The sequence below is a fragment of the Undibacterium sp. Jales W-56 genome (assembly GCF_025548535.1).
In the GTDB taxonomy this organism is placed as follows: Bacteria; Pseudomonadota; Gammaproteobacteria; order Burkholderiales; family Burkholderiaceae_D; genus Undibacterium.
The window spans coordinates 297,133-323,077 of the sequence record NZ_JAJLQW010000005.1 but is presented as its reverse complement, the minus strand read 5'-3'; the positions used below and the strand labels follow the sequence as shown (position 1 = coordinate 323,077).

Sequence of the window (25,945 nt, the reverse complement as noted above, 5' to 3'; positions counted from 1 at the left end):
TCATTTCAGTCGCAATTCAGCGCTGCGGGCGTGCGCCTGCAAACCTTCGCCATAGGCCAGTTCGGCAGCCACCCGGCCCAAAGTCTGCGCGCCCTGCTCGCTGACATAGATGATCGAGGAACGCTTTTGAAAATCGTAGACGCCGAGCGGCGATGAGAAGCGTGCCGTGCGCGAGGTCGGCAATACGTGATTCGGACCGGCACAGTAATCACCCAGCGATTCTGAAGAAAAACGTCCGAGGAACATGGCGCCAGCATGCCGGATTTTATCCGCCCATTGCTGCGGATTTTCGGTAGAAATTTCCAGATGTTCTGCCGCGATATCATTCGCGATGTCGCAGGCTTGTTGCATGTCTTTGACTTTGATCAGCGCACCGCGATTAGTCAGCGAGGTGCGGATCACGTCATGCCGCGGCATGCCCGGCAACAGCTTGTCGATACTCGCATGTACCGCCTCGATATACGCGGCGTCAGGGCACAGCAAGATCGATTGCGCCAACTCATCATGCTCGGCCTGGGAAAACAAATCCATCGCGATCCAGTCGGGATCGGTAGTGCCGTCGCAGATCACCAGGATCTCGGAAGGCCCCGCGATCATGTCGATACCGACCGTGCCAAACACGCGCCGCTTGGCCGCGGCCACATAGGCATTGCCCGGGCCAACGATTTTATCGACTTGCGGAATGGTCGCTGTGCCATACGCTAATGCGCCAACCGCCTGCGCACCGCCGATGGTGAATACCCGATCAACGCCGGCGATTGCCGCAGCTGCCAGCACCAGAGGATTTTTGACGCCGTCCGGTGTCGGCACCACCATGATGATCTCTTTAACGCCGGCGACTTTGGCTGGAATCGCGTTCATCAGGACCGACGAAGGATAAGCCGCTTTTCCGCCGGGAACATAGATGCCGACGCGGTCCAAAGGGGTAACTTTTTGCCCCAGCACGGTGCCGTCGGCTTCGGTGTAGCTGAAGCCGGCAGAACCGCACTCGATCTTTTGTTGTTCGTGATAAGCGCGCACCCGCGTAGCTGCGGCCTCTAACGCGGCACGACGCTGCGGCGCCAGCGACGCCAGCGCTGCCTGCATCTCTTGCCGGCTTAATTCCAGTGCTGCTACGCTGCTTGCACCCAGACGATCGAAGCGATTGCTTGCCTCCAATACGGCAAGGTCGCCACGTTTTTTGACGTCTGCCAAAATCTGCGCCGCAGCCTGATCGATCGCCGCATCTTCACCCGCCTCAAACGCCAGCAAGCTGCTGAGCTTGTGCGCGAATCCGGCTTCGCCGGCATCCAATTTGCGGATAGGTAGCGATGGGGAGGAAGCTGGGCTTGCAGATACAGATTCAGACATGATGTTCTCGTTTATTTTTTGGAAGCGCGCTCAAAGGCTTCGACGATAGGCTGCAAACGTTCGCGCTTCATTTTCAGGGCCGCCTGATTGACCACCAGACGCGAAGAAATATCCATGATGTGTTCGACTTCAATCAGATTATTGGCGCGCAAGGTGCTGCCGGTACTGACCAGATCGACGATGGCGTCGGACAAACCAACCAAAGGCGCCAGTTCCATGGAACCGTACAACTTAATCAAATCGACGTGCACCCCTTTACTGGCGAAATGCTGACGCGCAGTTTCGGTGTATTTGGTCGCCACTCGCAGACGTGCGCCTTGACGTACCGCGTTCGCATAGTCGAAACCGACAGAGACCGCCACCGACATGCGGCATTTGGCAATGTCCAGATCGACCGGCTGGTACAAGCCTTCGCCGCCATGCTCATGCAATACGTCTTTACCGGCCACGCCGAGATCTGCTGCGCCATACTGCACATAAGTCGGCACGTCCGAAGCGCGCACGATGATGACGCGGATCGCCGGATCGTTGGTGGCGAGAATCAGCTTGCGCGACTTCTCCGGATCTTCGGTGACGCGGATGCCGGCCGCTTCCAGCAAGGGTAAAGTTTCTTCAAAAATCCGGCCTTTGGATAAGGCAAGTGTGAGTTGGGTCAGCATTATTTCACGCGCTTAATCTGTGCGCCTACGGCGGACAATTTGACTTCCATTCTGTCGTAACCGCGATCGAGGTGATAAATACGATCGATCAGGGTTTCTCCCTCAGCTGCCAGGCCTGCGATCACCAGCGATGCCGATGCGCGCAAGTCGGTTGCCATGACGGGCGCGCCCACCAGTTTTTCTACGCCGGTAATCATGGCCGTGTGGCCGTCGATCTCGATATGGGCGCCGAGACGATTCATTTCCTGTACATGCATGAAGCGATTTTCAAATATCGTTTCAGTCACGCGACTATTGCCTTGCGCGATACAGTTCAGCGCCATGAACTGCGCCTGCATATCGGTAGGAAAGCCCGGATATTCCGTGGTGCGGAAGCTGACCGCTTTGGGACGCGCCCCCATTTGCGCACGTATCCAGTCGGTGCCGCTGGTGAGTATCACACCGGCTTCACGCAATTTATCGAGGGCGACATCGAGAATATCGCTACGTACGTTTTTCAGCGTAATGTCGCCGCCGGCTGCCGCCACGGCGCATAGAAAAGTCGCGGTTTCGATCCGGTCCGCAATCACGGTGTGGGTTGCCCCATGCAAACTGTCCACGCCTTGAATGACCAGGCGATCGGTGCCAATGCCTTCTATCCTGGCACCCATCGCTACCAGCAAATGCGCAAGATCGGTGACTTCCGGCTCGCGGGCGGCGTTTTCCAAAACGGTTTCCCCCTCGGCCAGGGTTGCCGCCATCAGCAGGTTTTCTGTACCGGTTACGGTAATCATGTCGGTAACGACACGGGTTCCCTTCAGACGCTTGGCTTTGGCATGGATATAACCGGCTTCGATCGTGATCTCGGCGCCCATCGCTTGCAAGCCTTTGATGTGCTGGTCCACCGGGCGCGAACCGATCGCGCAACCGCCTGGCAAGGAGACTTTTGCTTCGCCAAAACGCGCCAGCAAAGGCCCCAGCACCAGGATCGAAGCGCGCATGGTTTTCACCATGTCGTAAGGCGCTTCGAGCTTATCAATCGCGGCGCCGTTCAAAGTGACTACGCCATTCTCCTGAGTAATACGCAAACCCATTTGCCCTAAAAGCTTGAGCATGGTTGAGACGTCTTGCAGTGACGGGACGTTATGCAGTACCACGTCGCCTGCCGTCAACAAACCCGCGCACAGGATAGGCAAGGCCGCATTTTTAGCGCCAGAGATGGCGACGTCGCCATTCAGGCGCTGTCCGCCTGTGATCAATAATTTATCCATTACTTTTGAAATTCTTCCGGAGTTAAGGTTTTCATCGATAAGGCGTGAATCTCTTCCCGCATGCGGTCACCGAGCGCCGCATAGACTAATTGATGACGCTGAATCGGACGCTTACCGGCAAAGGCATCGGACACAATCAACGCCGTGAAATGCTGGCCGTCGCCTTCGACTTCGAGGTGGCTGCATGCCAGGCCATCGGCTATGTATTTTTTAATTTGTTCAGGAGTAGGAAACACGATTTTCTTTCAACTTAATTTAATTCAGTATGTGCGCGGCAATGACTTCTCATGGCTTAATGCCGGAGCTTGTAACCGCGCTTCAGCATCCAGATCGCAATGCCGGTCAGCGCCACTGAGAAGATCAGCACGACGGCCAGACTCGCCATGGGATCAACATCGGAATGCCCGAAAAAACCGTAACGGAAGCCGTCAATCATGTAAAAGAAGGGATTGAAGCGCGACAGCATTTGCCAGAACGGCGGCAAGGAATGGATGGAATAAAACACGCCGGACAAGAAGGTGGCCGGCATGATCAGGAAATTCTGGAAAGCCGCCAGCTGATCAAATTTTTCTGCCCAGATACCTGCGATCAAACCCATCGTGCCCAGCATCGCTGCGCCCAGCAAGGCGAAGATCACAATCCACCACGGTGCAACAAAACTCAAATCGGCAATCCAGATGGTCACCAAAAAGACGCCCGCTCCCACAGCCAGACCACGCACTATCGATGCGATGACGTAAGCGCCGAACATTTCCCAATGGGATAAGGGCGGCAACAAGATGAAGACCAGGTTACCGGTGATTTTTGATTGGATCAGCGACGAACTCGAATTCGCAAATGCGTTTTGCAAGACACTCATCATGACCAGGCCAGGAACCAGGAAAGCCGTGTACTTCACGCCTGGATAGACTTGCACATGCGCTTCGAGCGCATGACCGAAAATCAGCAGATACAGCAAGGCCGTCATGATAGGCGCAGTGATGGTCTGTGTCGCGACCTTCCAGAAGCGCAGTACTTCTTTATACAACAGGGTTTGAAAACCGATCATTTTCCGTCTCCCATAATTTGCAGGAAGACGTCTTCCAGATCGGCCTGCTGCAGTTGCAGGTCTTCAATCACCGCACCTGCGGTGCGCAAGGTGGCGAGAATAGGTTCCACTTGCAGATAATCCGTGACACGCAATGTGTAGTCATGACCGGATTGGTGCGTAATCAATTTTTTCAGGCTGTCCGGAAAATTATTTTCCGTCTGCGCATCGACAGTGACTTTCAACTGCGATCCCGAGATGCGTTTGATCAGGGCGGCCGTGCTATCGAGCGCGACTACTCTGCCGGATTTGAGCATCGCGATGCGATTGCAGAGAGCCTGCGCCTCTTCAAGATAATGCGTGGTCAGCACCACGGTGTGACCTTCTTTATTTAAACGGGAAATGAATTGCCATAAAGTCTGACGCAATTCGACGTCAACACCGGCGGTCGGCTCATCCAGCACGATCACCGGCGGTTTATGCACCAGGGCTTGCGCCACCAGGACACGACGTTTCATACCGCCTGACAGGGCGCGCATATTGGTGTCGGCCTTGTTGGTCAGATCGAGATTGTGCATGACCTCGTCTATCCACTTGTCGTTATTGCGCAAGCCAAAATAGCCGGATTGCATACGCAAGGTTTCACGCACGGTGAAAAAAGGATCGAACACTAATTCTTGCGGAACCACACCGAGATTTTTGCGTGCCGCACGATAGTCGCTCACAACATCATGCCCCTGGATTTTAACCTGGCCTGCGTCAGCCCGGTTCAGCCCAGAGACAATCGAAATCAGCGTGGTTTTACCCGCGCCATTCGGCCCGAGTAAGCCGAAGAATTCGCCTTCTTCAATCGATAGCGAGACGCCGCCCAGCGCCTGTAGCGACTGGTAGCGTTTTTCAACATTGGTAATTTGTATGGCGGCCATGAGGACGTTGTAATGCTAGCGAACTAGCTTGCTTATCAAAAATGCGCCAGTGAGACGGCGAAAACCTTTGATTATAGGGGATTTTTGCTTCGGGAACCGGATTGTCTCAAGCGGGCAAGAGCCGCTCCGGTATGGCGTGGCGCTGAGCAGGAGCCAGCGTCAATGTCGCCCGGCTGAGGACGCTGTGATGCCTAACAATTCGGCAACGCCATATAGGGAGATCAGGCTGATCAGATTGGCAGGGACAGAATGAAATTCCATGGTTTTACCGGCCACAGAAGCCGCGCGTTGCCAATCAAGCATAACGGCAACTGCGGAGGAATCGACCACGGTTAAGGCGGACAAATCAAATGCGGTCACGCCTTTGGCAATTTCAGACAAGCCGGCCTGTGCGACGCCGAGTGCGTTTTTCAGGTTAATTTCACGGCTTGTTTGATACATGGTCGAACTCCGCAGATAGATTAAGTAAGTAGAACTTATTTTTTAGCAATGCTGGCATTTGCCAGTTTTTTATTCTTTTCCGACAAGGTCTTAATCAGGCCATCAATACCGGACTTGCTGATTTCAGCGCTGAAGGTGCCTTTGTAGGTTTCTATCAACCATGCGCCCAGCACATTGATGTCGTAGATTTTCCAGCCTGTTGCCAATTTCTCTAAACGATAGTTGAGTTGCAAAGGCTCACCATTTTTTTGGATAACCTGGCTACGCACTTCGACCTCAGTATCTTCAGGCGCAGCGCGCAGAGGCTTGAATTCCAGACGCTGGTCTTTGATCTGCGAAATCGCGCCAGAGTAGGTAAATATCAGCAGGCTGCGGAACTCGCTGATCAATTGCTTCTGCTGATCGGGAGTTGCATCGCGCCAGCTTTTACCTGCAGCCAGAGAGGTCATGCGTTGAAAATCAATGAAAGGCAGAATTTTACCTTCAACCAGATCAAACACGCGCTTCTGATTCCCGGACTGGATATCCTTATCGCTCTTGGCGATATCCATGATCTCCTGACTCAAACGCATCACCAACTGATCTGGCGCTTCAACCGCTGCCATGCTGACATTGGCAAATGCCACGCTGGCAAACATGCATAAAAGGAATTGACGAATATATTTCATGACGATACTTTCTGCGCACTCATGCGCTTGATAGATGTGCTCATTTAACCATCGAGGTCCAGGCATGGTTGACCAAATTCATAGTTATTTACAAATCAGGCAGGCAAAACCATATAGGATAATTTGATCGAAGGCCGATTAGATTGCGCCAAACTACAATAATTCAAGTAAAACTTAATCTTCCTCAGGTTTGATCTGACTTGCACGTCTCTGCAAATACGCGTCACGAATAAACACGTATTTATCCAAAGCAGCTTCTTCTATCAGATTACCTGCATCCAATACGGAAGCGCGTTTATCGACCAGACGCACAACAGTTCCTGTATTCCTGACATACACCGGAGTCGTGTAGGACCACAAATCGCCCTTCAAATCGATGGGCGTCACCACCGCATCGCGCAAAGTCGATGGCCCAAACACCGGCAATACCAGATAAGGACCGGATTTCACGCCCCAAGTTCCCAAAGTTTGACCGAAGTCTTCGCGATGTTTAGGCATGCCGGCAGCAGAACCGATGTCAATCAAACCACCCAAACCGAAGGTTGTATTGACTGCAACACGCATGACGTCGGTCACGCCATCGGCTACATGACCTTGTAAAAGATTATTGACGGCAGTCCAGACATCGCCAATATTGCCAAAGAAATTACTGATCCCTGTCTGGACAAAGGACGGCATCACGGTTTGATACGCTTGGGCGGTCGGCTTCAGGATCGCTTGATCAATCGCATCATTAAAACTGAACATGGTGCGGTTGAAGCCTTCCAGCGGGTCGCGCGGATTATTCCCGATATTGGTTTTCGCACTGATCGTGCTCAAGGTCTGTGCCGTGGTGCTTTTGATTTCTTTGACCGTATTCGTACCGCATGCACTAAGCACTACAACCAAGGCCAATGAAGCGCCAATATTTTTTAAATGTGATTTCATTTACTTGCGTCCTTACCTTCGGCTGCTTTACTGAACAGGAATTGACTGATCAGATTTTCCAAAACAACAGCAGATTGGGTCATTTTAATTCTGTCACCGGCAGCCAGATTATTGGTATCTCCGCCTGGTTCCAGTCCTATATATTGCTCGCCTAACAAACCCGCCGTGAGAATCTTGGCGGAAGTATCTTTAGGAAATTTATAGCGATTTTCCAATTGCAAGGTCACGCTTGCCTGGTAGGTTTTATCGTCAAACTTAATTTCGCTAACACGCCCGACGACCACACCGGCACTCTTCACCGCAGCACGTGGCTTGAGTCCGCCGATGTTATCGAATCGCGTGACGACCTCGTAGGTCTTATCGAACGATAAGCTGCTCATATTACCGGCCTTGAGCGCTAAAAATAACACGGCTGCAGCACCCAACAAGACAAATAAGCCAACCCAGAAATCCAATGATTTTTTTTGCATAGACACCATCCAATTCATTCAAGCTGCCCATCCACTTGGGGGAGCATGCAACACATCTGCCGCTACTGAAACATCCAGGCCGTCAGCAAGAAATCCAGCCATAACACCAATAAGGAAGAGATAACGACAGTCCGCGTCGTCGCACGCGCCACGCCCTCTGGTGTCGGTTGCGCTTCATATCCCTGAAACAGAGCCACGAACGTTACCGCAAAACCAAACACAATACTTTTAACTACACCGTTACCGATATCCTGGAACACATCGACGCCCGCCTGCATTTGCGACCAGAACGCACCGTTATCCACGCCGATCAGTTTCACACCGACCAGATAACCGCCGATCACACCCATCGCATTGAAAATCGCGGTGAGAATAGGCATCGCAATCAGGCCTGCCAGGAAGCGCGGTGCAATCACCCGTTGGATCGGATTCACCGCCATCATTTCCATGGCAGCCAATTGCTCACCGGCTTTCATCAAGCCGATCTCAGCCGTCAGCGATGTTCCGGCACGACCGGCAAATAATAAGGCAGTCACGACAGGTCCAAGCTCGCGCGTCAGCGATAAGGCCACCAGCAAACCCAATGCCTCTTCCGAGCCGTAACGATTCAGCGTGTAATACCCCTGATAACCCAATACGAATCCGACAAACAATCCCGATATCGCAATAATCACCAGGGAATAATTGCCGATAAAGTGAATCTGATCGGTCACCAGGCGAGGCCTGCGCCACAGGCCGAACGTACTCCATAAAATTTGAAAGAAGCTGCGGGTTGCGTAACCCAGATCACTTGCGTTTTCTCTTACCAACTGTCCAAGACGAGCAATCATCGTGCATCCTCTTGATTTTTTGCTGCCGGCTTGCACTGGGTCCGGATACTCAAATCCTCGGCCATCGACTTGCCCGGATAATGGAAAGGCACAGGTCCATCGCTCTCGGCATTGACAAATTGTTTGACGTAAGGATCGCTGGACATACGCATTTCATCCGGACTACCTTGCGCCACAATTTTTCCCTGAGATAAGAAGTACACATAATCCGCAATCGCAAAAGACTCATGGACATCATGCGACACCAGAATCGAGGTAGACCCCAAAGCATCATTCAAGTTCCGGATCAAATTCGCCGTCACCCCCATAGAAATAGGATCCAGGCCGGCAAACGGCTCATCGTACATAATCAATTGCGGATCCAACGCCACTGCCCTGGCCAAAGCGACACGGCGCGCCATGCCGCCAGAAATTTCTGCCGGTTTCAACTGCGCAGCATTGCGCAAACCGACCGCCTGTAATTTCATCAGCACCAGATCGCGCAACATTTCCGGAGTCAGATTCGTATGTTCACGAAAAGGGAAAGCGACATTATCAAATACGCTTAAATCGGTGAACAGGGCGCCATGCTGGAACAACATGCCCATCTTACGGCGCAAAGCGTATAGTGCATCTGTGTCCAGTGTATGCACCTGCTGGCCATCGACCGCAACCGAGCCCTGCCCGGGTCGTAATTGCCCGCCGATCAAGCGCAATATAGTGGTTTTACCCGATCCAGAACCGCCCATCACAGCAATCACTTTACGACGTGGAAAATCCATATGGAGTCCCGCCAAAATCGAGCGATCGCCATAGCCGAAGTGTAAGTCACGAATTTCGACGAGATTAGTCACAAGTGAGTAGTGAGTTTGCAAAGCAGAGATTGTAATGCAGATCAGGAAATCAGGCTTGCGGGCAATTTATTGTTTGAAAATTACTAATTCATTCAATATTCCTTATTCATGTAAAAAGAAGGAATTAAATTTCAAAAAATTTAAATAATATGAAATTAATTTTCATTTCAATTCAAATTTTCCATATCAAATAAATGAACTTTAAGTCAGCAATGAGTATTTAATTACCATTTAAGCTACAAATTTACGTAGTCATAAAAATCTCGCCCCACAAAATAAAAAGACCACTAACAAAGTTTCGCGGTCTTTTCAAAACGGTAACTATGCGAATTAATTGCTCAGATCACCTTGGCAAGACGGAAGCCCCCATTAATGCGAGATCCACTTCACGGGCGCATTGACGTCCTTCCCTGATCGCCCATACCACCAATGACTGGCCGCGGCGCATATCGCCTGCTGCGTAGACTTTATCCACATTGGTTTTGTAGCAGTCAGCGCCATCCGTCGTTGCGCTGGCATTGCCGCGTGCATCTTTTTCTACACCGAAGGCATCGAGTACTTGCTGAACCGGAGAAACAAAGCCCATTGCCAGCAAGACCAGGTCGGCCTTCATGTCGAATTCGGAATCCGGTACTTCCTGCATCTTGCCGTCTTTCCATTCAACGCGGACTGCAACCAGTTTTTCAACTTTACCGTTCTTGCCTTCCAGGCGCTTGGTCGCTACCGCCCAGTCGCGCTCACATCCTTCTTCATGCGAAGACGAGGTGCGCATCTTGATCGGCCAATACGGCCAGACCATAGGCTTGTTCTCTTGCTCCGGTGGCTGCGGCATCAACTCAAACTGCGTGACTGATTTGGCGCCGTGCCGATTCGAGGTGCCGACACAGTCGGAGCCGGTGTCACCGCCGCCGATCACGACCACGTGCTTGGCACTTGCCATGATCTGGTCTTTGACCTTGTCGCCGGCATTCACCTTGTTTTGTAAAGGCAGGAAATCCATCGCAAAATGCACACCCTTCAATTCACGCCCCGGCACCGGCAAGTCACGCGGCATCTCTGCACCGCCGGCAATAATCACCGCATCAAAATCTTTTTGCAGTTGTTCCGGCGTGACGGTTTCTTTCGACCAGTTAGTGACTGTCGATGGAAAATCCTTACCGACCAAGGTACTGGTGCGGAACACCACACCTTCAGCTTGCATCTGTTCAACGCGACGATCGATATGGGATTTTTCCATTTTAAAATCAGGAATGCCATAACGCAGCAAGCCGCCGACACGATCATTTTTTTCAAATACGGTCACACTATGTCCTACCCGCGCCAACTGTTGCGCCGCGGCCAGGCCAGCAGGGCCAGAGCCAACGATAGCTACTTTTTTGCCGGTCTTGATCGAAGATGGTTGCGGTACGACCCAACCGTTTTCCCAGCCTTTATCGATGATGAAATGCTCTATCGATTTGATGCCGACTGGATCATCATTAATGCCGAGAGTACAGGCGGACTCGCACGGCGCCGGACAAATACGACCCGTAAACTCAGGGAAATTATTCGTCGAATGCAAGGTATCCAACGCTTGCTGGTAATTACCCGTGTACACCAAATCATTCCAGTCCGGGATGATATTGTTGACGGGGCAGCCGTTATTGCAGAACGGAATGCCGCAGTCCATGCAACGTGCGCCTTGAATTTTTGCCTGCTCATCATTCAGACGCAGCGAAAATTCTTTGTAATGCTTTTTACGTAATTGCGGCTCTTCGCTTGCTTCCTGCAAACGCTGGTATTCCATAAAACCGGTTGCTTTACCCATTTCTCTTCCTTCGATTCTGGTGCGGATCTTGCCCGAGTATTCATCAGATTTGTCAGTGCGGGCGATTGCCCGCGGCATTAGACAACATCGCTATTTGTTCGACGACTCAACAATGACATAATTAAGCCGCTATTTTCTGTTTAGCGTTCTGCGCTTGTTTGGCGGCGAACATTTCAGCCAGGGCACGCTTGTATTCAGTCGGGAATACTTTGACGAATTTAGAACGGCCGCGAGCCCAGTCATCTAACAAGTTACGCGCACGTGTACTGCCGGTATGCTTGAAGTGACGTTCGATCAGGCCGCGCAAGATGGCCTCATCGGTTTCACCGTCGCCACCACGCAAGCGGCTGTGCCAGATCGAAGGATCAAGCGTCGCTACCTGCACATCACCTGCCAATACCGGCTCCAATGTCACCATGGACATATTGCACTTCGCTTCGAATTCGCCGTCAGGATCATAGACATAGGCAATACCGCCGGACATACCGGCAGCAAAGTTACGCCCTGTCTCGCCCAACACAATGACAGTGCCGCCAGTCATGTATTCGCAACCATGATCGCCGGTACCTTCAACAACTGCCAGGGCGCCGGAGTTACGTACTGCAAAACGCTCACCGGCAACGCCATTGATATAGGCTTCGCCAGAGATCGCGCCGTACAACACGGTATTGCCGCAAATGATGTTATCGACTGCCCAACCACGGAATTCGGTATTCGGGCGGATGATGATACGACCACCGGACAAACCTTTACCGACATAATCGTTGCCTTCTCCCACCAGATCGAGCGTGATGCCATGCGCCAGGAACGCACCAGCCGACTGGCCGGCAGTGCCTTGCAGCTGGATATGGATCGTGTCGTCCGGCAAACCGGCGTGGCCATAGCGTCTGGCGACTTCGCCGGACAGCATGGTGCCGACCGTACGGTTCAGGTTTTTGATCGGCGAAATGAAGGACACTTTTTCCCCCGTTTCCAAGGCTGTTTTTGCCTGCGCGATCAGCTTGTTATCCAGTGCGTTTTCGAGGCCGTGATCCTGACCATCGACATGCTTGATCGGTGTATCGGCAGACACTTCCGGCTGGTAGAAAATCCGGCTGAAATCCAGCCCTTTGGCTTTCCAGTGCGAGATCGCTTTGGATTTGTCCAGCAGGTCAACCCGGCCAATCAATTCTTCATAAGTGCGGATACCCAATTGCGCCATGATTTGACGCACTTCTTCTGCCACAAAGAAGAAATAGTTCACCACATATTCCGGCTTGCCGGAGAATTTGGCACGGAGTACCGGGTCTTGGGTAGCAACACCGACCGGGCAAGTGTTCAGATGGCACTTACGCATCATGATGCAACCTTCGACCACTAAAGGTGCGGTAGCAAAACCGATTTCATCCGCGCCCAGCATCGCGGCAATCGCCACGTCGCGGCCGGTTTTCATCTGGCCGTCAGCCTGCACCCTGACACGACCGCGTAAGCCATTCAATACCAAGGTCTGCTGCGTCTCGGACAAACCTAATTCCCAAGGCGTGCCTGCATGCTTCACGGAAGATAATGGGGATGCGCCGGTGCCACCGTCATGACCGGCAATCACCAGGTGATCGGCCTTGGCTTTGGATACGCCGGCAGCGACGGTACCCACACCGACTTCAGACACCAGCTTGACTGAGATGGATGCTTTCGGATTGGCGTTTTTCAGGTCATGAATCAATTGCGCCAGATCTTCAATCGAGTAAATATCGTGATGCGGCGGCGGTGAAATCAGGCCAACACCCGGCACCGAGAAACGCAGCTTGGCGATGTACTCGGATACTTTATGTCCCGGCAACTGACCGCCTTCGCCCGGCTTCGCGCCTTGCGCCATCTTGATCTGAATTTGATCGGCAGAAACCAGATATTCCGTCGTGACGCCGAAACGACCGGACGCCACCTGCTTAATGCGGGAGCGTAAAGAATCGCCCGGCAACAAAGGCATATCTACTTCAATATTCGCTTTGCCGACAATCGACGCCAGCGTATCGCCCTGCTTGATCGGGATGCCTTTCAATTCCTGCTGATAACGCGCAGGATCTTCGCCGCCTTCGCCGGTATTCGATTTACCACCGATACGGTTCATCGCGATTGCCAAGGTCGCATGCGCCTCGGTACTGATGGAGCCCAGGGACATCGCGCCAGTAGCGAAACGCTTGACGATTTCTTTAGCCGGTTCGACCTGATCGAGCGGAATGGCTTTAGCCGGATCAATCTTGAATTCGAACAAGCCGCGCAAAGTCATATGACGCTTGGATTGGTCATTGATGATTTGTGCGTATTCTTTGTAGGAATTGAAGTTATTGGCACGCGTAGAATGCTGCAATTTGGCAATCGCATCTGGTGTCCACATATGATCTTCGCCACGAATACGGAACGCATATTCACCGCCCGCATCCAAGGCATTGGCCAGCACGGGATCGTGACCAAATGCCAGCGCATGCAAGCGCAAGGCCTCTTCTGCAACCTCAAATACACCAATGCCCTCTACATTCGATGCGGTGCCTTTAAAGTATTTATCGACCAAGGATTTGTTCAAGCCAATGGCTTCAAAAATCTGTGCGCCGCAGTAGGACATGTAGGTCGAAATACCCATTTTCGACATGACCTTCATCAGACCTTTACCGATGGCTTTGGTGTAGTTGTATATCGCTTTTTCTGCGGATAAGTCGCCAGGCAAATCTTTCGCCAGCGCGGCCAGCGTTTGCATTGCCAGGTAAGGATGCACAGCTTCCGCGCCGTAGCCTGCCAACAGGGCGAAGTGATGGGTTTCACGGGCAGAACCGGTTTCCACCACCAGGCCTGTAGTGGTGCGCAAACCTTTAGAGACCAAATGCTGATGGACCGTAGAAGTCGCCAGCAGGGCCGGGATCGCGACGTTGTCTGCATCCATCTTGCGATCCGTGATGATCATGATGTTGTGACCGGATTTGACCGCATCCACGACCTCCGCGCAGATCGATGCCAGACGCGCTTCTATGCCGTCTTTGCCCCACGCCACCGGATAGCAAATATCGAGTTCATAAGATTTGAACTTGCCGCCGGTATTCGCGCTGATATTGCGCAGCTTGGCAATATCGGAAAAATCCAGCACCGGCTGCGCTACTTCCAGACGCATCGGTGGATTGATGTTGTTGGTGTCCAGCAGATTCGGCTTTGGTCCGATGAAAGACACCAGCGACATCACCATCGCCTCACGGATAGGATCGATAGGCGGATTCGTTACTTGCGCGAACAACTGTTTGAAATAGTTGTACAACGGCTTCAATTTATTCGACATGACGGCCAGCGATGAGTCATTGCCCATCGAGCCGATCGCTTCTTCAGCGCCGCTCGCCATCGGCGCCATCAGGAATTTTAAATCTTCCTGGGTATATCCAAACGCCTGCTGCTGATCCAGCAAAGTCGCGGCCGACGGAGCGACTTCCTGCTCTGCTTTGAGCGCATTTAATTTGATGCGGACAGAATTAATCCATTGCTTGTAAGGCTTGGCATTGGCGTAAGTGTCCTTGATTTCCTTGTCATCGATAATACGACCGGCATCCAGATCGATCAGGAACATTTTGCCTGGCTGCAGACGCCATTTCTTGATGATTTTTGATTCGGGAATCGGCAACACACCGGACTCGGACGCCATCACGACCAGATCGTCATCGGTCACGATATAACGCGCAGGCCGCAAGCCGTTGCGATCCAGCGTACCGCCGATTTGACGGCCATCCGTAAACGCCATCGCCGCAGGACCGTCCCATGGCTCCATCATCGCGGCATGGTATTCGTAGAATGCGCGACGATTGTCATCCATCATGGTGTGATTTTCCCAGGCTTCCGGAATCATCATCATCATCGCCTGGGCGATTGGATAACCTGCCATTACCAACAATTCCAGCGCATTATCAAAACTGGCCGTATCGGACTGACCTTCAAAAATCAGCGGATACAATTTTTGCAGATCGTCGCCCAAGACGGCAGACTTCATCACGCCTTCGCGTGCCCGCATCCAGTTGAAGTTGCCTTTGACCGTGTTGATCTCACCATTATGCGCAATCATGCGGTAGGGATGAGCCAGCGGCCATTCAGGGAAAGTATTCGTGGAAAAACGCTGATGCACCAATGCCAGCGCGGAAACGCAGCGGGGATCTTGCAAATCTTTGTAATACACACCGACCTGGTCGGCCAGCAGCAAACCTTTGTACACGATCGTACGTGCCGACATCGACGGCACAAAATATTCTTTACCGTGGATCAGTTTTAATGCCTCAATCGCATGCACGGCGGACTTGCGGATCACATACAGCTTACGCTCCAGCGCATCGGTCACCATGATGTCGGCGCCACGGCCGATAAAAATCTGGCGTATCACCGGCTCTTTTTCACGTACCAGCGGCGACATGGGCATGTCGGTATCAACAGGAACATCGCGCCAGCCCAGCACCACCTGACCTTCGGCACGCACGGCACGCTCGATCTCTTGCTCGCAAGCCAGTCGAGATGCATGCTCTTTCGGCAGGAAGATCATGCCAACGCCGTACTCGCCTGGCGGCGGTAATGCGATGCCCTGCTTGCTCATTTCTTCGCGATAGTATTGATCGGGAATCTGAATCAGCACACCAGCGCCGTCACCCATCAGTTTGTCGGCCCCCACCGCGCCGCGATGGTCGAGATTTTTCAGGATCAATAAACCTTGCTCAACAATCGCATGAGATTTTTTGCCTTTGATATGTGCCACAAAGCCTACACCGCAGGCGTCGTGTTCGTTAGCTGGGTCGTACAGGCCTTGCGCTTGCATCATGATTCTCCACATTGAATATAGGGTTGAATCGTAGAATAGTGCAGCGCAATAGAAATCACAACAAGAAAATTTAGGGTCGGAGTCAAATTAAAATTGGTAAACTCTCAAATAAATTTAATTGGGGACATAGTAAATTGAAGCAAATTTTAAACACCAATTATGCTTCATCCTGGTTTTTCCACTGCTTTTCTCGGTCTGCCACGCTTCATTGGCGTCACCCGCCGCTCGGTCAACCTGACCATTTCCGCTTTGAACGCAGCAGAACCGATCAACCACCCTTTCAGCGCCGCATCCATCATGGATACGACATCGGCGTTGGGCAAAGGCTTTTGCATCATCTCTTTATAGGCAGCCTCACGTTGAAATGGGGTATTGCCCAGTTGCCAATATACGGCATGATCGGTGATCAGCGGATCAATTTTCAGACCGATATGGTGCTGAAAACTCGACCAGGGATATTCCTGAGCATCGCCGACTAATTTTGCCCTGACCGGATTACTCTCTATGGCCAGGCTGCATTTTAAAAAGTATTGTTCCGCCTCCAACACCGTCGCCCGGTATCGTCCCTGCCACAAGCTGCCTGACCGCTGGTACTTCCGATTAAAATAAGGGACATAGTGACGACCGACCCATTGCATCATCTTGGCGATCCCGCCCTCATCCATGGGCGTAGCCAGCAAATGCAGATGATCCGGCATCAGAACATAAGTATGTATCGCTACCTGAAACGCCTTCGCCGCATCGCGCAGCCATTGCAAAAAGGCGGCGTAGTCTTCAGCGTCCTGAAAAATTCCCTGATGATGATTGCCTCGCTGGATGATGTGATGCAGTTGCTGCGGAATCACGAGGCGACTAAGTCTTGCCATAATGGGAAAATCACTTTATTAACAATCGTGAAAGCATTGTAAAACAGTGAAAATAAATCTGGAAACAAAGTGATACAAATACGCAGAAGCACTATGCCATTTCCCCTTTATGCTCACGGACTCAACAAAACTCTGCTTAATCTGAAATAATGCAGGCGAACCTTTCTGTTTCCTGGTGGTCATACAGGATCAATGAAGCATCACAAAATGCGACGGAATGAGTCACGCGGGCAATCAGCCACATCGTCATCAGGCATGTGGCTTTAGCAATATGGAATTGGAGAACGGCAAATGAATAAAAACTTATTGGGACTGCTACTGGTTTTTGCAGTCTCTACCCATGCTGACACTTTAGAGTCGACGGCGCCACAATTGCTCCTGCCCCAGCAGCAGCAATCCCAAGCCGCAGCGCTGAGCGCACGATTCCTGACCCGCTTCCACTACAAGGCGACGCCGCTTGACGATGCGATGTCGGAAAAGATTTTTGACCGTTATCTGAAAGCACTCGACCCGGAGCGACTGTTCTTTACTCAGTCCGATATCAATCAATTTTCCAGCGCGCGCACCAAACTTGATGATGCCATCTACCAGGAAGATCTGAACATCCCTTTCGCGATCTTCAACCTGTATGAAAAACGCCTGATCGATCGCCTGACTTATGCACGCGATATTTTGAAAAAAGGCTTCGACTTTACCCAGCAAGAAAGTTACTCCTACGCTAGGGAAAAAGAGCCATGGCCACAGTCCGAAGATGAGGCGAAAGACCTTTGGCGCAAGCGCGTAAAAAATGACTGGCTGCGTTTGAAATTAGCGGGCAAAGACGAAGCTGCAATCAGGGAGACGCTGGATAAACGCTACACCACATCGATTAATCGCATTCGCAAATACAAGAGCGACGACGCCTTCCAGATGTTCATGAATGCCTACGCGACCTCCATTGAGCCGCATACGAATTATCTGGGGCCACGTGCGTCCGAAGATTTTGATATCGCGATGAAGCTCTCCCTGATCGGCATCGGTGCCGTTCTGCAAGAACGCGATGATTACACCACCATCCGCGAACTGGTCGCCGGCGGCCCGGCCTCACTATCAGGACAACTCAAAGTCGGCGACCGTATCGTCGGCGTCGGTCAGGGCAAGAACGGCGCGCTGACTGAAGTCATCGGCTGGCGCATCGATGACGTCGTCAACCTGATACGCGGCGCCAAAGACACCGTGGTCACACTGGATATTCTGCCTGCGGATGCCAGCCTCGACGGCAAGCATCAACTCGTGACTTTGCTGCGCGACAAAATCAAGCTGGAACAACAGGCGGCAAAAAAATCGATCATTCCCGTCAAGAGCGGTAATCTGACGCGCCAGATCGGCGTCATTTCGCTGCCGACCTTTTATCTCGATTTCGACGCCAAACGCAAAGGCGACAAAGACTTCCGCAGTGCGACACGCGATATCTCCCGCCTGCTCGAAGAACTCAAGAAAGAAAAAGTCGACAGCGTCCTGATTGATCTGCGGAATAACGGCGGCGGTTCGCTGGCAGAAGCGATTGAATTAACCGGCTTGTTTATCGACAAAGGACCAGTCGTTCAGCAACGCAACTCGCAAGGGAAAATCAGTGTCGAAAGCGATAATGACGCCGGTGTTGCCTGGAACGGCCCGCTGGGCGTGCTGATCAATCGAGGCTCGGCATCTGCCTCGGAAATTTTCGCGGCGGCGATACAGGATTATGGCCGCGGCGTCATCATTGGCGAACCTAGCTTTGGCAAAGGTACGGTGCAGACGCTGATCAGCCTGGATCAGATGGCGCAAAATACCAAGCCAAAATTTGGTGAATTGAAGATGACGATTGCGCAGTTTTTCCGCATCAACGGCGGTACCACCCAGTTACGCGGCGTGACGCCTGACATCAGCTTCCCCAGCCTGACCGATCCAGAGAACTTTGGTGAATCAAGCTACGACAATGCGCTGCCGTGGTCGCAAATCAAACCTGCTGATTACAAGCCCACCGGCGACCTGAGCGATCTGCTGCCTATGCTGCAAGTTCGCTACGAATCACGCACGGCAAAGGACAAGGATTTCCAATATCTGCAAGAAGATATCGCTGAGGTTCAGGCCTTACGCAAAAAGAAACTCATCTCCTTGAATGAAGCGGAACGCCGTAAGGAAAAAGAAGCGCAGGAAGCCAAAGTCAAGCAGCGCGAAGCGCATGAAAACGGTGGAAAAACGGCGACTAAAACTAAATCCAAAGCGGACGATGGCCTGCAAGCGAATGAACGTAATTTGGCGGCAGATATCGCTGCAGAAAAAGAGCAAAAAGACGCCAAGGACGTATTGCTCAATGAAGCGGTACACATTTTGAGTGATGAAGTCGATCTGCTCAAAACGAATGCAAAATTAGCCGCACGGGTTCTGCCTGCCAACACGCTGAATTATGTGCCAAAGCGCGACTGATCGAATTCAGTTCAGATCGCAACGCCGATACAAATTGCCTGCAGATGTGAAGTCTGCAGGTTTTTTTGTCTCTTACCAATGTGGGTCATCAGCGTCAACTCAATTGACTTTTCCCTTGCGGGATTGATGCAAAATTGTTCCGGCACGGCGCGTCGATGAACACCGTACGAAGATCCGTGAAGAGACGCCGCCGCTGTGACGGTTGCGCGTAAATTCTATTTAGGCCCCATTACTATTCCTGAGCACGCCATTCATCATGCCATCTCTACCTAATGCAGCCGCCATTGTCAAAGCAGCGACCATTCTCTCGGAACGCAGGCGCAGCGGCATGCAAGGCAATCGCTTGCCTGAGTCATGCCGGCCTGTAAGCACCGAGGTCGCCCTGGCAATTCAGGCGCTGGTCACAACGCAACTGGGCGAATCCGTCAACGCATGGAAGTGCGGCACGCCAAGCGACAGTAAACTGGTCATCGCCCCCATTTATACCAGTACGATATTTTATCGCAGCCCATGTGCGGTCTGGGGCAGAGCGCAGCAAGTGCGCATAGAACCTGAACTGGCCTTCGTCCTGGCACATGACCTGCCGCTGCGCAACGAACCTTACATGGCAGCAGAGCTTGATGCGGCTATCGGCTCTGTGCATCTTGCTCTGGAACTCATTGATAGTCGTTATTCTGATCCTGCAAAAGCCAGTTTTGCTGAAAATTTAGCCGATGGTTTATTAAACCAAGGACTTTATATCGGCCCCGAAGTCGATCCCGTACTGGCATGTGCGGCTAACCAAATGCACATCGATATCCACTCTGACGGACAGCTTATCCATCAATTCGACGGGCAACATCCCAACCTGAATCCGCGTGCCCCCTTGCATTGGTTAGCAGAATTTTTGCGCGGCAAAGGGCAAGCTCTGCGCGCGGGTCAGGTGATCATTACCGGCTCGTATGTTGCCAGCTTTGAGGTGCCGCTAGATACCGATATTCATATTCGTTTCGGTGAGCTAGGCGCTCTGCAGGCTCACTTCACTGCGCGTTGAATTGTCTTTATTTAACGCAGCGGGGAGTCGCATCGCGCTTTTGTCGATTGGCATTCAGATCGGCAGGCTGATGGTAAAGCAGGTGCCTGAGTTCAAGGAGCTCTGTACATCGATTTTTCCGTCCAACAAAGAAGTCACGATGTTGTGCGTGATATGCAACCCCAATCCTGAACTGCCGGCGCCGAGTTTGGTAGTGAAAAATGGATCGTAAATATGCTTCAGATCATTCTCAGGGATGCCCTTGCCATTGTCTCTGACACTTAACTTAATCCACTTCGGATGTATGCTGGCAGCGATTTCGATGACTCGATGATCAGTTTGCTCAAATGCGTGTATCAGGCAGTTATTAATCAGGTTGATCAACACTTGCGCCAAGGGTCCCTGGTAACTATTGATCGTTAGCCCCGATGGTAAGTTCTGCATCAGTTGCACCGCATTTTTTTCTAATGCCCCATTCAGTGAAGCGACAGTCTCAGCCACAAAATTCCCCAATACAAAGGTCGAACGTTTGTAATTTGCTTCGTCTATCGAGACTTGCTTAAAGCTATTCACCAAATCGGCAGCACGCTGTAAGTTGCGTTGCAAAATATCGCTGGCCTGCATCGCTTCTGCGACGTAATGTGCCAGGGACGAGCGTTTTATCCCGCTCTGATAAGAGTGGGCAAATTCCTGCGTCAACTCGGATAATGTACTGGCAACCATTAAGCCATTGCCGATCGGGGTGTTCAATTCATGCGCTACGCCTGCGACCAGAGCCGCTAAAGCCGCCAGCTTATCGCGCCGGACTAATTCTTCTTGAGTAATACTTAAATTATTCAGGGCATTGGCAAGCTCCTGATTGGCTTTGCTCAATGCCATATTGCTGATTTCCGCCCGCTCTTTCGCCATGGAGAGCTCGGCAGTACGTTCAGCCACCAGTTCAGTTAAGTGAGTGCGATGCAAATCTAATTCTTCTTCGCGACGAGTGCGTTCGATCGCGATACCCGCCAGGTGGGTCGCCACCTCAATCAACTTCAAGTCTTCTTTACCGGGCTCACGGATTTCGCGATAGTACATCGCAAATGTCCCCAGGATTTTATCGCTATTGAGATAGATGGGCGTTGACCAGCAGGCGCGGAAACCGAAAGGTTCAACTAAAGCCTTATAAGGTGCCCACAAGGGATCGGTGGTGATATCTTTGACGATCACCATCTTTTTAAGATACATCGCCGTTCCGCAGGAACCTGCAGTGGGTCCGATAGAAAAACCGTCCAGGGCATTCATATAGGATTCTGGCAAACTGGGGCCAGCACCTTTGCGGATATGAATCCCATCCTGATCCAATAACAGGACGGAACACAGCACACCATGTGATTGCGCCTCTATGAGCTGCATCAGCCTCGCCAAGGTCTCTTGCAATGGCGCGCCTCTCGCGATCATTTCCAGCAATTTATTTTGCCCGTGACGCAAATCTTCCGCCAACTGCGCTTCACCCATGGTTTCTGTAGTCATTGAACGTTCGCCTATGTCAGTGATTTTTTTTAGTGTAGGCGAATCACTAAGACTTGTACATTACCTCAAAGAAACAAGAAGCTTATTTTTTAATAACTATTTTTCAGCATCCTGCCCGTAAATGCGCACACCAAAGCCAAGATGGATTACGGTTTGATTTGCCATCCTTGTTGCTGCGCGGCGCGTTCTGCGGCCGCATCTAAAGTTTGACCGGCCATATATTGATCGATTGCCTGCAATACGACGGGCGACATCTCGGCCGACGCTTGTCGGTATGCTGCGCCGGGAGTGGCTGGCAATTGGGTTTGCGCCAACACGGCTATTTGCCACTCAGTACCGGTTTTCTGTTTGCATGCCAGGCCGGACAAGCCGGGATTCTGCGATGCATTTTCTGTCGCAAAACTTCGGCAGAATTGACCCTCCTTAGATAAAAAACTGACACCGATTTTGACTGTATGTTCAGACGCAGGAGCGCTGGCAAGCTGCTGCGTAAGAGCCTGTGCCAGCTTCCCGCTTGCAGCGACATGGCCATTCACCGCAGCCAGCATGCCGCCGCTTGAAGGAATCGTGGCATCTCCCTGCAAGCCAAATTTTCCGACTGCAACACCCACGATTAAGGTCGCGGCCAGCCCGCCAAGCTCAACCCAGGACCAGGACTTGCCAGGAGTCTTAACAGAATGTTTGATCTTCACATCACTTAATTGGACAACTTTATTGCCGGCAGCCGGAATGCTTGCCTGAGGTAACTGCAAACTAGCGGGTATCGGCTCATTCAGTACCGGTGCAAATGCGGCAAATACGTCCGCGCGCAGCGCCTGGTGCTGAGCGACCCGCTTTGCCAACTCGGCATCCTGCAGAAGCGCCGCCTGAATTGCAGTCCGGGTCGGGAGATCGAGCTCACCGTCGGCATATGCCATTAAAATTTCATCTGTAAAGCTCATCATGACTTCCTCTATTTATTCGCAGGATCCGATAAAAGCAACTGCAAGGTTTCGCGCGCGCGTGCCAAGCGGCTAGTCAGGGTCCCAATCGGAATATCCATGACTTCAGCCGCCTCTTTGTAGGGCAATCCTTCCACCAGCACCAGGCTGACCACCATGCGCTGGTCGTCGTTCAGCATCGATACCGCTTTTTGCACCGCAAGCTGATGCACATAGGCGTCACTGGGATCCGCGCCGACCTGCTCTCCCGCTTCTTCCGGCGCCAGGATGTCGCTGCGCCTTGCCCGTCCCCTGACTTCATCTATCCATGCATTCTTCATTATGCGGAATAACCAGCTATCCAGCCGGCTGCCCGGCTCCCATTGCTCAGTCCGGTTAAGCGCCTTCTCCACGGCGATTTGCACTAAATCGTCAGCATCTTCGCGATGTCGTGTAACGGCACGCCCGAAACGTCTCAGGCGCGGCAGCAAAGCGGCAATCTCGTTCTGGATATTAGTAGCTGTCTGATCCATAGATACTCAGTAAACGACAGCGCGAGGGAATTTATTCCCTGGCTCAATCGTTATATTAAAAACGGTGATGAAAATTCACGGCTGCTTCGTTTGATCGTCGCCGAACCATGATAGAACCAAGGCTTTTTTATGCAAGCCCGTCTGGCTAAAATCACTTTAAAGCCCTCTATGCTTATTTATATTACCATCTGATTATGCCTATCTCCTCCTATCCTCTTCGACGATGCCGCCGCAACATCTGCTTGGCCTGCAGGCTCCTGTTCTGTGTATTGCTCTGTACCGCCTTTCCTGCAGAGGCGCAACTTCGTCTCCCTCCGCTGAGTTTGCCGGACAGGCAGTTAGTCCCGTTGAATACGCAAATACTGCGCAACCGGTTTGATCAACTTGTGCGCAACGACGTACTGGAGGACGTGGCGACCTTACAAAATCTGCGTCTCAATACGATCGATCGTTTAAGAAGAGAGCATCCGGGAGTATTCGAGCTCGATACCCGAGGCGAGTTAATCGTAAAACATGAAATTATCGCCTGGTCGCCCTCTGTAGAAGCACTGATCAGCTTGCATGCAGCGGGGTTTAGCGTTGTCAGAGAAATCCGGCTTGAAGCGCTGGCAGAGACCATTCTGGTTTTACAAGTACCGCAACCGTTGTCCACTGCCGCTGCACTTGATTTATTGCATAGCCTGGACAAGGCAGGCATCTACGACTACAACCATCTTTATTTGGGTAGCGGTCCCACCTTCGCATCTGCCTCACTCACTGAGGGCGAGATCAAACCAGGCAATCATACTAAAGCAGCTACGCCTGACGATGCCGTGAGACCCAAAATTGGCCTGGTAGATGCAGGAATTGATGTCAGCCACATGGTGTTTCGCGATGCGCAAATAAAACGCCGTGATTGCGGCAACAAAAATCTTGCCAGTCCGCATGGCACGGCGGTAGCGTCCCTGATGATCGGTCATGCCGCGCCCTTCAGCGGCGTGCTGCCTGATGCAGTTTTGTATAGCGCCGACATCTATTGCGGTAGCGAAGCGGGCGGCAGCTTAGACAAATTGATAGAAGCGCTGGCCTGGTTAGCCCAGAATAAAGTCGCCGTGATCAACTTAAGCATTGTGGGTCCGGCAAACCAGAATCTCGAGCGGATCATCAAATCCATGCTTGCCAAAGGCTATCTGCTGGTAGCCGCAGTCGGCAACGATGGGCCGGCCGCCCCGCCCCTATACCCTGCCAGCTATCCGGGAGTCATCGGCGTCACCGCAGTGGATGCCAAATTACGCGTCCTGCCTGAAGCTGCACGCGGCGCACAAGTCATGTTTGCGGCGCCGGGTAGCCAAATGCTGGCCGCCGCGATCGGTTCACCGCCGTATCAGGTAGTGCGTGGCACCTCATTTGCCTCCCCCATTGTCGCAGCTCTGCTAGCGCAAAAATTGTCTGCGCCCGACAATGCCGCAGCAAAAAAAGCGATTGACTATCTGATCAGCCAGGCAAAAACAAGCGTTACGGGCAAACCCAGTCCAGACCTTGGTTACGGCATAGTAGGCAACTCGTTACGAATTAAACCTGAAGATTTTCGCTGATCTGCTCATTTGAATTGGTCGCATCGATATGCGGCGGCAAGACCATCTCTGGGCAAGCCTCTCACTATTTCAAAAAAAATTTAAATCGATGGATTAAATCAACCGGCTGCGGCGTTTTCCTTTCAATACTGCAGGCAGTCTGCGGTTACTTAAGGAGAAATATCATGACTACAGGTAAATTCATACGCTGCGCAGCCATACTGACAGGCTTGACAATCAGCCTATCTTCCCAGGCCGGAATCTTAGGCGGCGCCATCGGCGGAGGCATGGGCGGAACTTTGCGAGGCATGTCGTCTTTTCCAGAAGCGACAATCAGCCATACCCGCCAGGATAGTCTCACTGGCAGCGCCAGAAATATCTCCGGCAATCTGAGCAACAACGCCGATGCCATGGCAGAAAGCAATGGAAGGAAGTCCACCGGCAACGCTAATTCAGCCAGTTCCGGCGGCATCATGTCAGGCATCATGCCTGACACCAGCAGCCAGTCAGCATCCGGTTCCAGCAATAGCAGCGGCGCAGGCAGCGCCACTCTTGGCTCAATAGTGCGACATGAACAAACCATGTCGAACACTGGCAAGGCTGCATCGGAGACAAGTAAGCCAGCGACAAGCAACGCCAGAACTCAGGCCGCCAACACCGCTAATTTTGCGAATGGCACTGTAGCGAATAGTCACGATACGTCCACTGCCGTTGCAAGCAATAGCCAGCGTAACGGTCAGGATGCCGTCGCGAAATCCAGTCCCCCATCCGCATCCGTATCGGGCAACGCCAATGCTTCCTTCTCAGGCAATGCGGAAGTCAATCATAGCAACCAGGATTAACCTATAGAATTTGCCAGGAGGGGCATCGCCGGATAGCCCTTCCTGGCAAAAACGCACTTACCGCAACGATTGCGTCACAACTGAATTGAAACTCATCACACCATCTAAAATAATCCACAACTGTTCCTGCAAAGCTCTGACTTGAACCAGGACGCAATGTACCTTTTAAACGACAAACATCGTTAAAAAAATGCTGGAAAATAATCCTGGGAGTATGCTGATACCAGCGATAAAAATTTTAATTTCACCGTCACCCCA

Annotated in this window: 22 protein-coding genes; 4 read left to right on the top strand and 18 right to left on the bottom strand. The window is 52.0% G+C overall.

The annotated features are described in order from the left end of the window. From hisD to LPB67_RS15055, 15 genes are all read right to left on the bottom strand, one after another. Entirely contained in the window at positions 1 to 1,350 is a 1,350-nt protein-coding gene (hisD, locus tag LPB67_RS15125; RefSeq protein WP_262838110.1) for a histidinol dehydrogenase, read from the bottom strand. 11 nt (positions 1,351 to 1,361) lie between these two features. After that, positions 1,362 to 2,009, bottom strand: a complete 648-nt coding sequence (hisG, locus tag LPB67_RS15120; RefSeq protein WP_262838109.1) for an ATP phosphoribosyltransferase — start codon at positions 2,007 to 2,009, stop codon at positions 1,362 to 1,364. Next, a complete protein-coding gene (murA, locus tag LPB67_RS15115; RefSeq protein ID WP_262838108.1) occupies positions 2,009 to 3,259 on the bottom strand; it encodes a UDP-N-acetylglucosamine 1-carboxyvinyltransferase in 1,251 nt (416 codons plus the stop codon). Before murA ends, hisG begins: the two co-directional genes overlap by 1 nt. Then, positions 3,259 to 3,495 (bottom strand): BolA family protein, encoded by a 237-nt coding sequence (locus LPB67_RS15110; protein WP_262838107.1) that lies wholly within the window; start codon positions 3,493 to 3,495, stop codon positions 3,259 to 3,261. The genes murA and LPB67_RS15110 overlap by 1 nt, the downstream gene beginning before the upstream one ends. A gap of 56 nt (positions 3,496 to 3,551) precedes the next feature. After that, on the bottom strand, positions 3,552 to 4,307 hold the full coding sequence (locus LPB67_RS15105; RefSeq protein ID WP_262838106.1) for an ABC transporter permease: 756 nt from the start codon (positions 4,305 to 4,307) through the stop codon (positions 3,552 to 3,554). Next, positions 4,304 to 5,212 (bottom strand): ABC transporter ATP-binding protein, encoded by a 909-nt coding sequence (locus LPB67_RS15100; RefSeq protein ID WP_262838105.1) that lies wholly within the window; start codon positions 5,210 to 5,212, stop codon positions 4,304 to 4,306. Before LPB67_RS15100 ends, LPB67_RS15105 begins: the two co-directional genes overlap by 4 nt. Positions 5,213 to 5,371: 159 nt before the next feature. Continuing rightward, positions 5,372 to 5,653: a lipid asymmetry maintenance protein MlaB gene (locus LPB67_RS15095; protein WP_262838104.1), complete on the bottom strand. Its 282-nt coding sequence runs from the start codon at positions 5,651 to 5,653 to the stop codon at positions 5,372 to 5,374. A gap of 35 nt (positions 5,654 to 5,688) precedes the next feature. Next, positions 5,689 to 6,321 (bottom strand): phospholipid-binding protein MlaC, encoded by a 633-nt coding sequence (locus LPB67_RS15090; RefSeq protein ID WP_262838103.1) that lies wholly within the window; start codon positions 6,319 to 6,321, stop codon positions 5,689 to 5,691. A 174-nt stretch (positions 6,322 to 6,495) separates the two neighbouring features. Further along, complete coding sequence (locus LPB67_RS15085) at positions 6,496 to 7,248, bottom strand: VacJ family lipoprotein (protein ID WP_262838102.1); 753 nt, start codon at positions 7,246 to 7,248, stop codon at positions 6,496 to 6,498. After that, on the bottom strand, positions 7,245 to 7,718 hold the full coding sequence (gene mlaD / locus LPB67_RS15080) for an outer membrane lipid asymmetry maintenance protein MlaD (protein ID WP_262838101.1): 474 nt from the start codon (positions 7,716 to 7,718) through the stop codon (positions 7,245 to 7,247). Before mlaD ends, LPB67_RS15085 begins: the two co-directional genes overlap by 4 nt. Positions 7,719 to 7,780: 62 nt before the next feature. Then, positions 7,781 to 8,548 (bottom strand): lipid asymmetry maintenance ABC transporter permease subunit MlaE, encoded by a 768-nt coding sequence (mlaE, locus tag LPB67_RS15075; protein ID WP_262838100.1) that lies wholly within the window; start codon positions 8,546 to 8,548, stop codon positions 7,781 to 7,783. Next, positions 8,545 to 9,381 (bottom strand): ABC transporter ATP-binding protein, encoded by an 837-nt coding sequence (locus LPB67_RS15070; protein ID WP_262838099.1) that lies wholly within the window; start codon positions 9,379 to 9,381, stop codon positions 8,545 to 8,547. Before LPB67_RS15070 ends, mlaE begins: the two co-directional genes overlap by 4 nt. A 343-nt stretch (positions 9,382 to 9,724) precedes the next feature. Further along, positions 9,725 to 11,188, bottom strand: a complete 1,464-nt coding sequence (locus tag LPB67_RS15065; protein ID WP_262838098.1) for a glutamate synthase subunit beta — start codon at positions 11,186 to 11,188, stop codon at positions 9,725 to 9,727. A 121-nt stretch (positions 11,189 to 11,309) separates the two neighbouring features. After that, the gene (locus LPB67_RS15060; RefSeq protein ID WP_262838180.1) at positions 11,310 to 15,998 is read right to left on the bottom strand and encodes a glutamate synthase-related protein; all 4,689 of its coding nucleotides are present in this window, start codon (positions 15,996 to 15,998) and stop codon (positions 11,310 to 11,312) included. A 167-nt stretch (positions 15,999 to 16,165) separates the two neighbouring features. Further along, positions 16,166 to 16,867 (bottom strand): transposase, encoded by a 702-nt coding sequence (locus tag LPB67_RS15055; protein WP_262838097.1) that lies wholly within the window; start codon positions 16,865 to 16,867, stop codon positions 16,166 to 16,168. 291 nt (positions 16,868 to 17,158) lie between these two features. Here LPB67_RS15055 and LPB67_RS15050 point away from each other — a divergent pair, with 291 nt between their 5' ends. After that, positions 17,159 to 19,315, top strand: a complete 2,157-nt coding sequence (locus LPB67_RS15050; protein WP_262838096.1) for a carboxy terminal-processing peptidase — start codon at positions 17,159 to 17,161, stop codon at positions 19,313 to 19,315. A gap of 256 nt (positions 19,316 to 19,571) precedes the next feature. Beyond that, complete coding sequence (locus tag LPB67_RS15045) at positions 19,572 to 20,348, top strand: fumarylacetoacetate hydrolase family protein (RefSeq protein WP_262838095.1); 777 nt, start codon at positions 19,572 to 19,574, stop codon at positions 20,346 to 20,348. 54 nt (positions 20,349 to 20,402) lie between these two features. Here LPB67_RS15045 and LPB67_RS15040 read toward each other — a convergent pair whose 3' ends face one another. From LPB67_RS15040 to LPB67_RS15030, 3 genes are all read right to left on the bottom strand, one after another. Further along, positions 20,403 to 21,839 carry a GAF domain-containing sensor histidine kinase gene (locus LPB67_RS15040; protein ID WP_262838094.1) on the bottom strand — a complete coding sequence of 479 codons (1,437 nt, stop codon included), beginning with the start codon at positions 21,837 to 21,839 and terminating at the stop codon, positions 20,403 to 20,405. A gap of 146 nt (positions 21,840 to 21,985) precedes the next feature. After that, positions 21,986 to 22,780, bottom strand: a complete 795-nt coding sequence (locus tag LPB67_RS15035; protein ID WP_262838093.1) for a hypothetical protein — start codon at positions 22,778 to 22,780, stop codon at positions 21,986 to 21,988. A gap of 11 nt (positions 22,781 to 22,791) precedes the next feature. Next, positions 22,792 to 23,292 carry an RNA polymerase sigma factor gene (locus LPB67_RS15030; protein WP_262838092.1) on the bottom strand — a complete coding sequence of 167 codons (501 nt, stop codon included), beginning with the start codon at positions 23,290 to 23,292 and terminating at the stop codon, positions 22,792 to 22,794. Positions 23,293 to 23,678: 386 nt separating this feature from the next. On the opposite strand from LPB67_RS15030, the gene LPB67_RS15025 reads away from it, so the two are divergent. Further along, complete coding sequence (locus LPB67_RS15025) at positions 23,679 to 24,866, top strand: S8 family serine peptidase (RefSeq protein ID WP_262838091.1); 1,188 nt, start codon at positions 23,679 to 23,681, stop codon at positions 24,864 to 24,866. 164 nt (positions 24,867 to 25,030) lie between these two features. Beyond that, positions 25,031 to 25,687 carry a hypothetical protein gene (locus LPB67_RS15020; protein WP_262838090.1) on the top strand — a complete coding sequence of 219 codons (657 nt, stop codon included), beginning with the start codon at positions 25,031 to 25,033 and terminating at the stop codon, positions 25,685 to 25,687. Positions 25,688 to 25,945 lie beyond the last annotated feature (258 nt).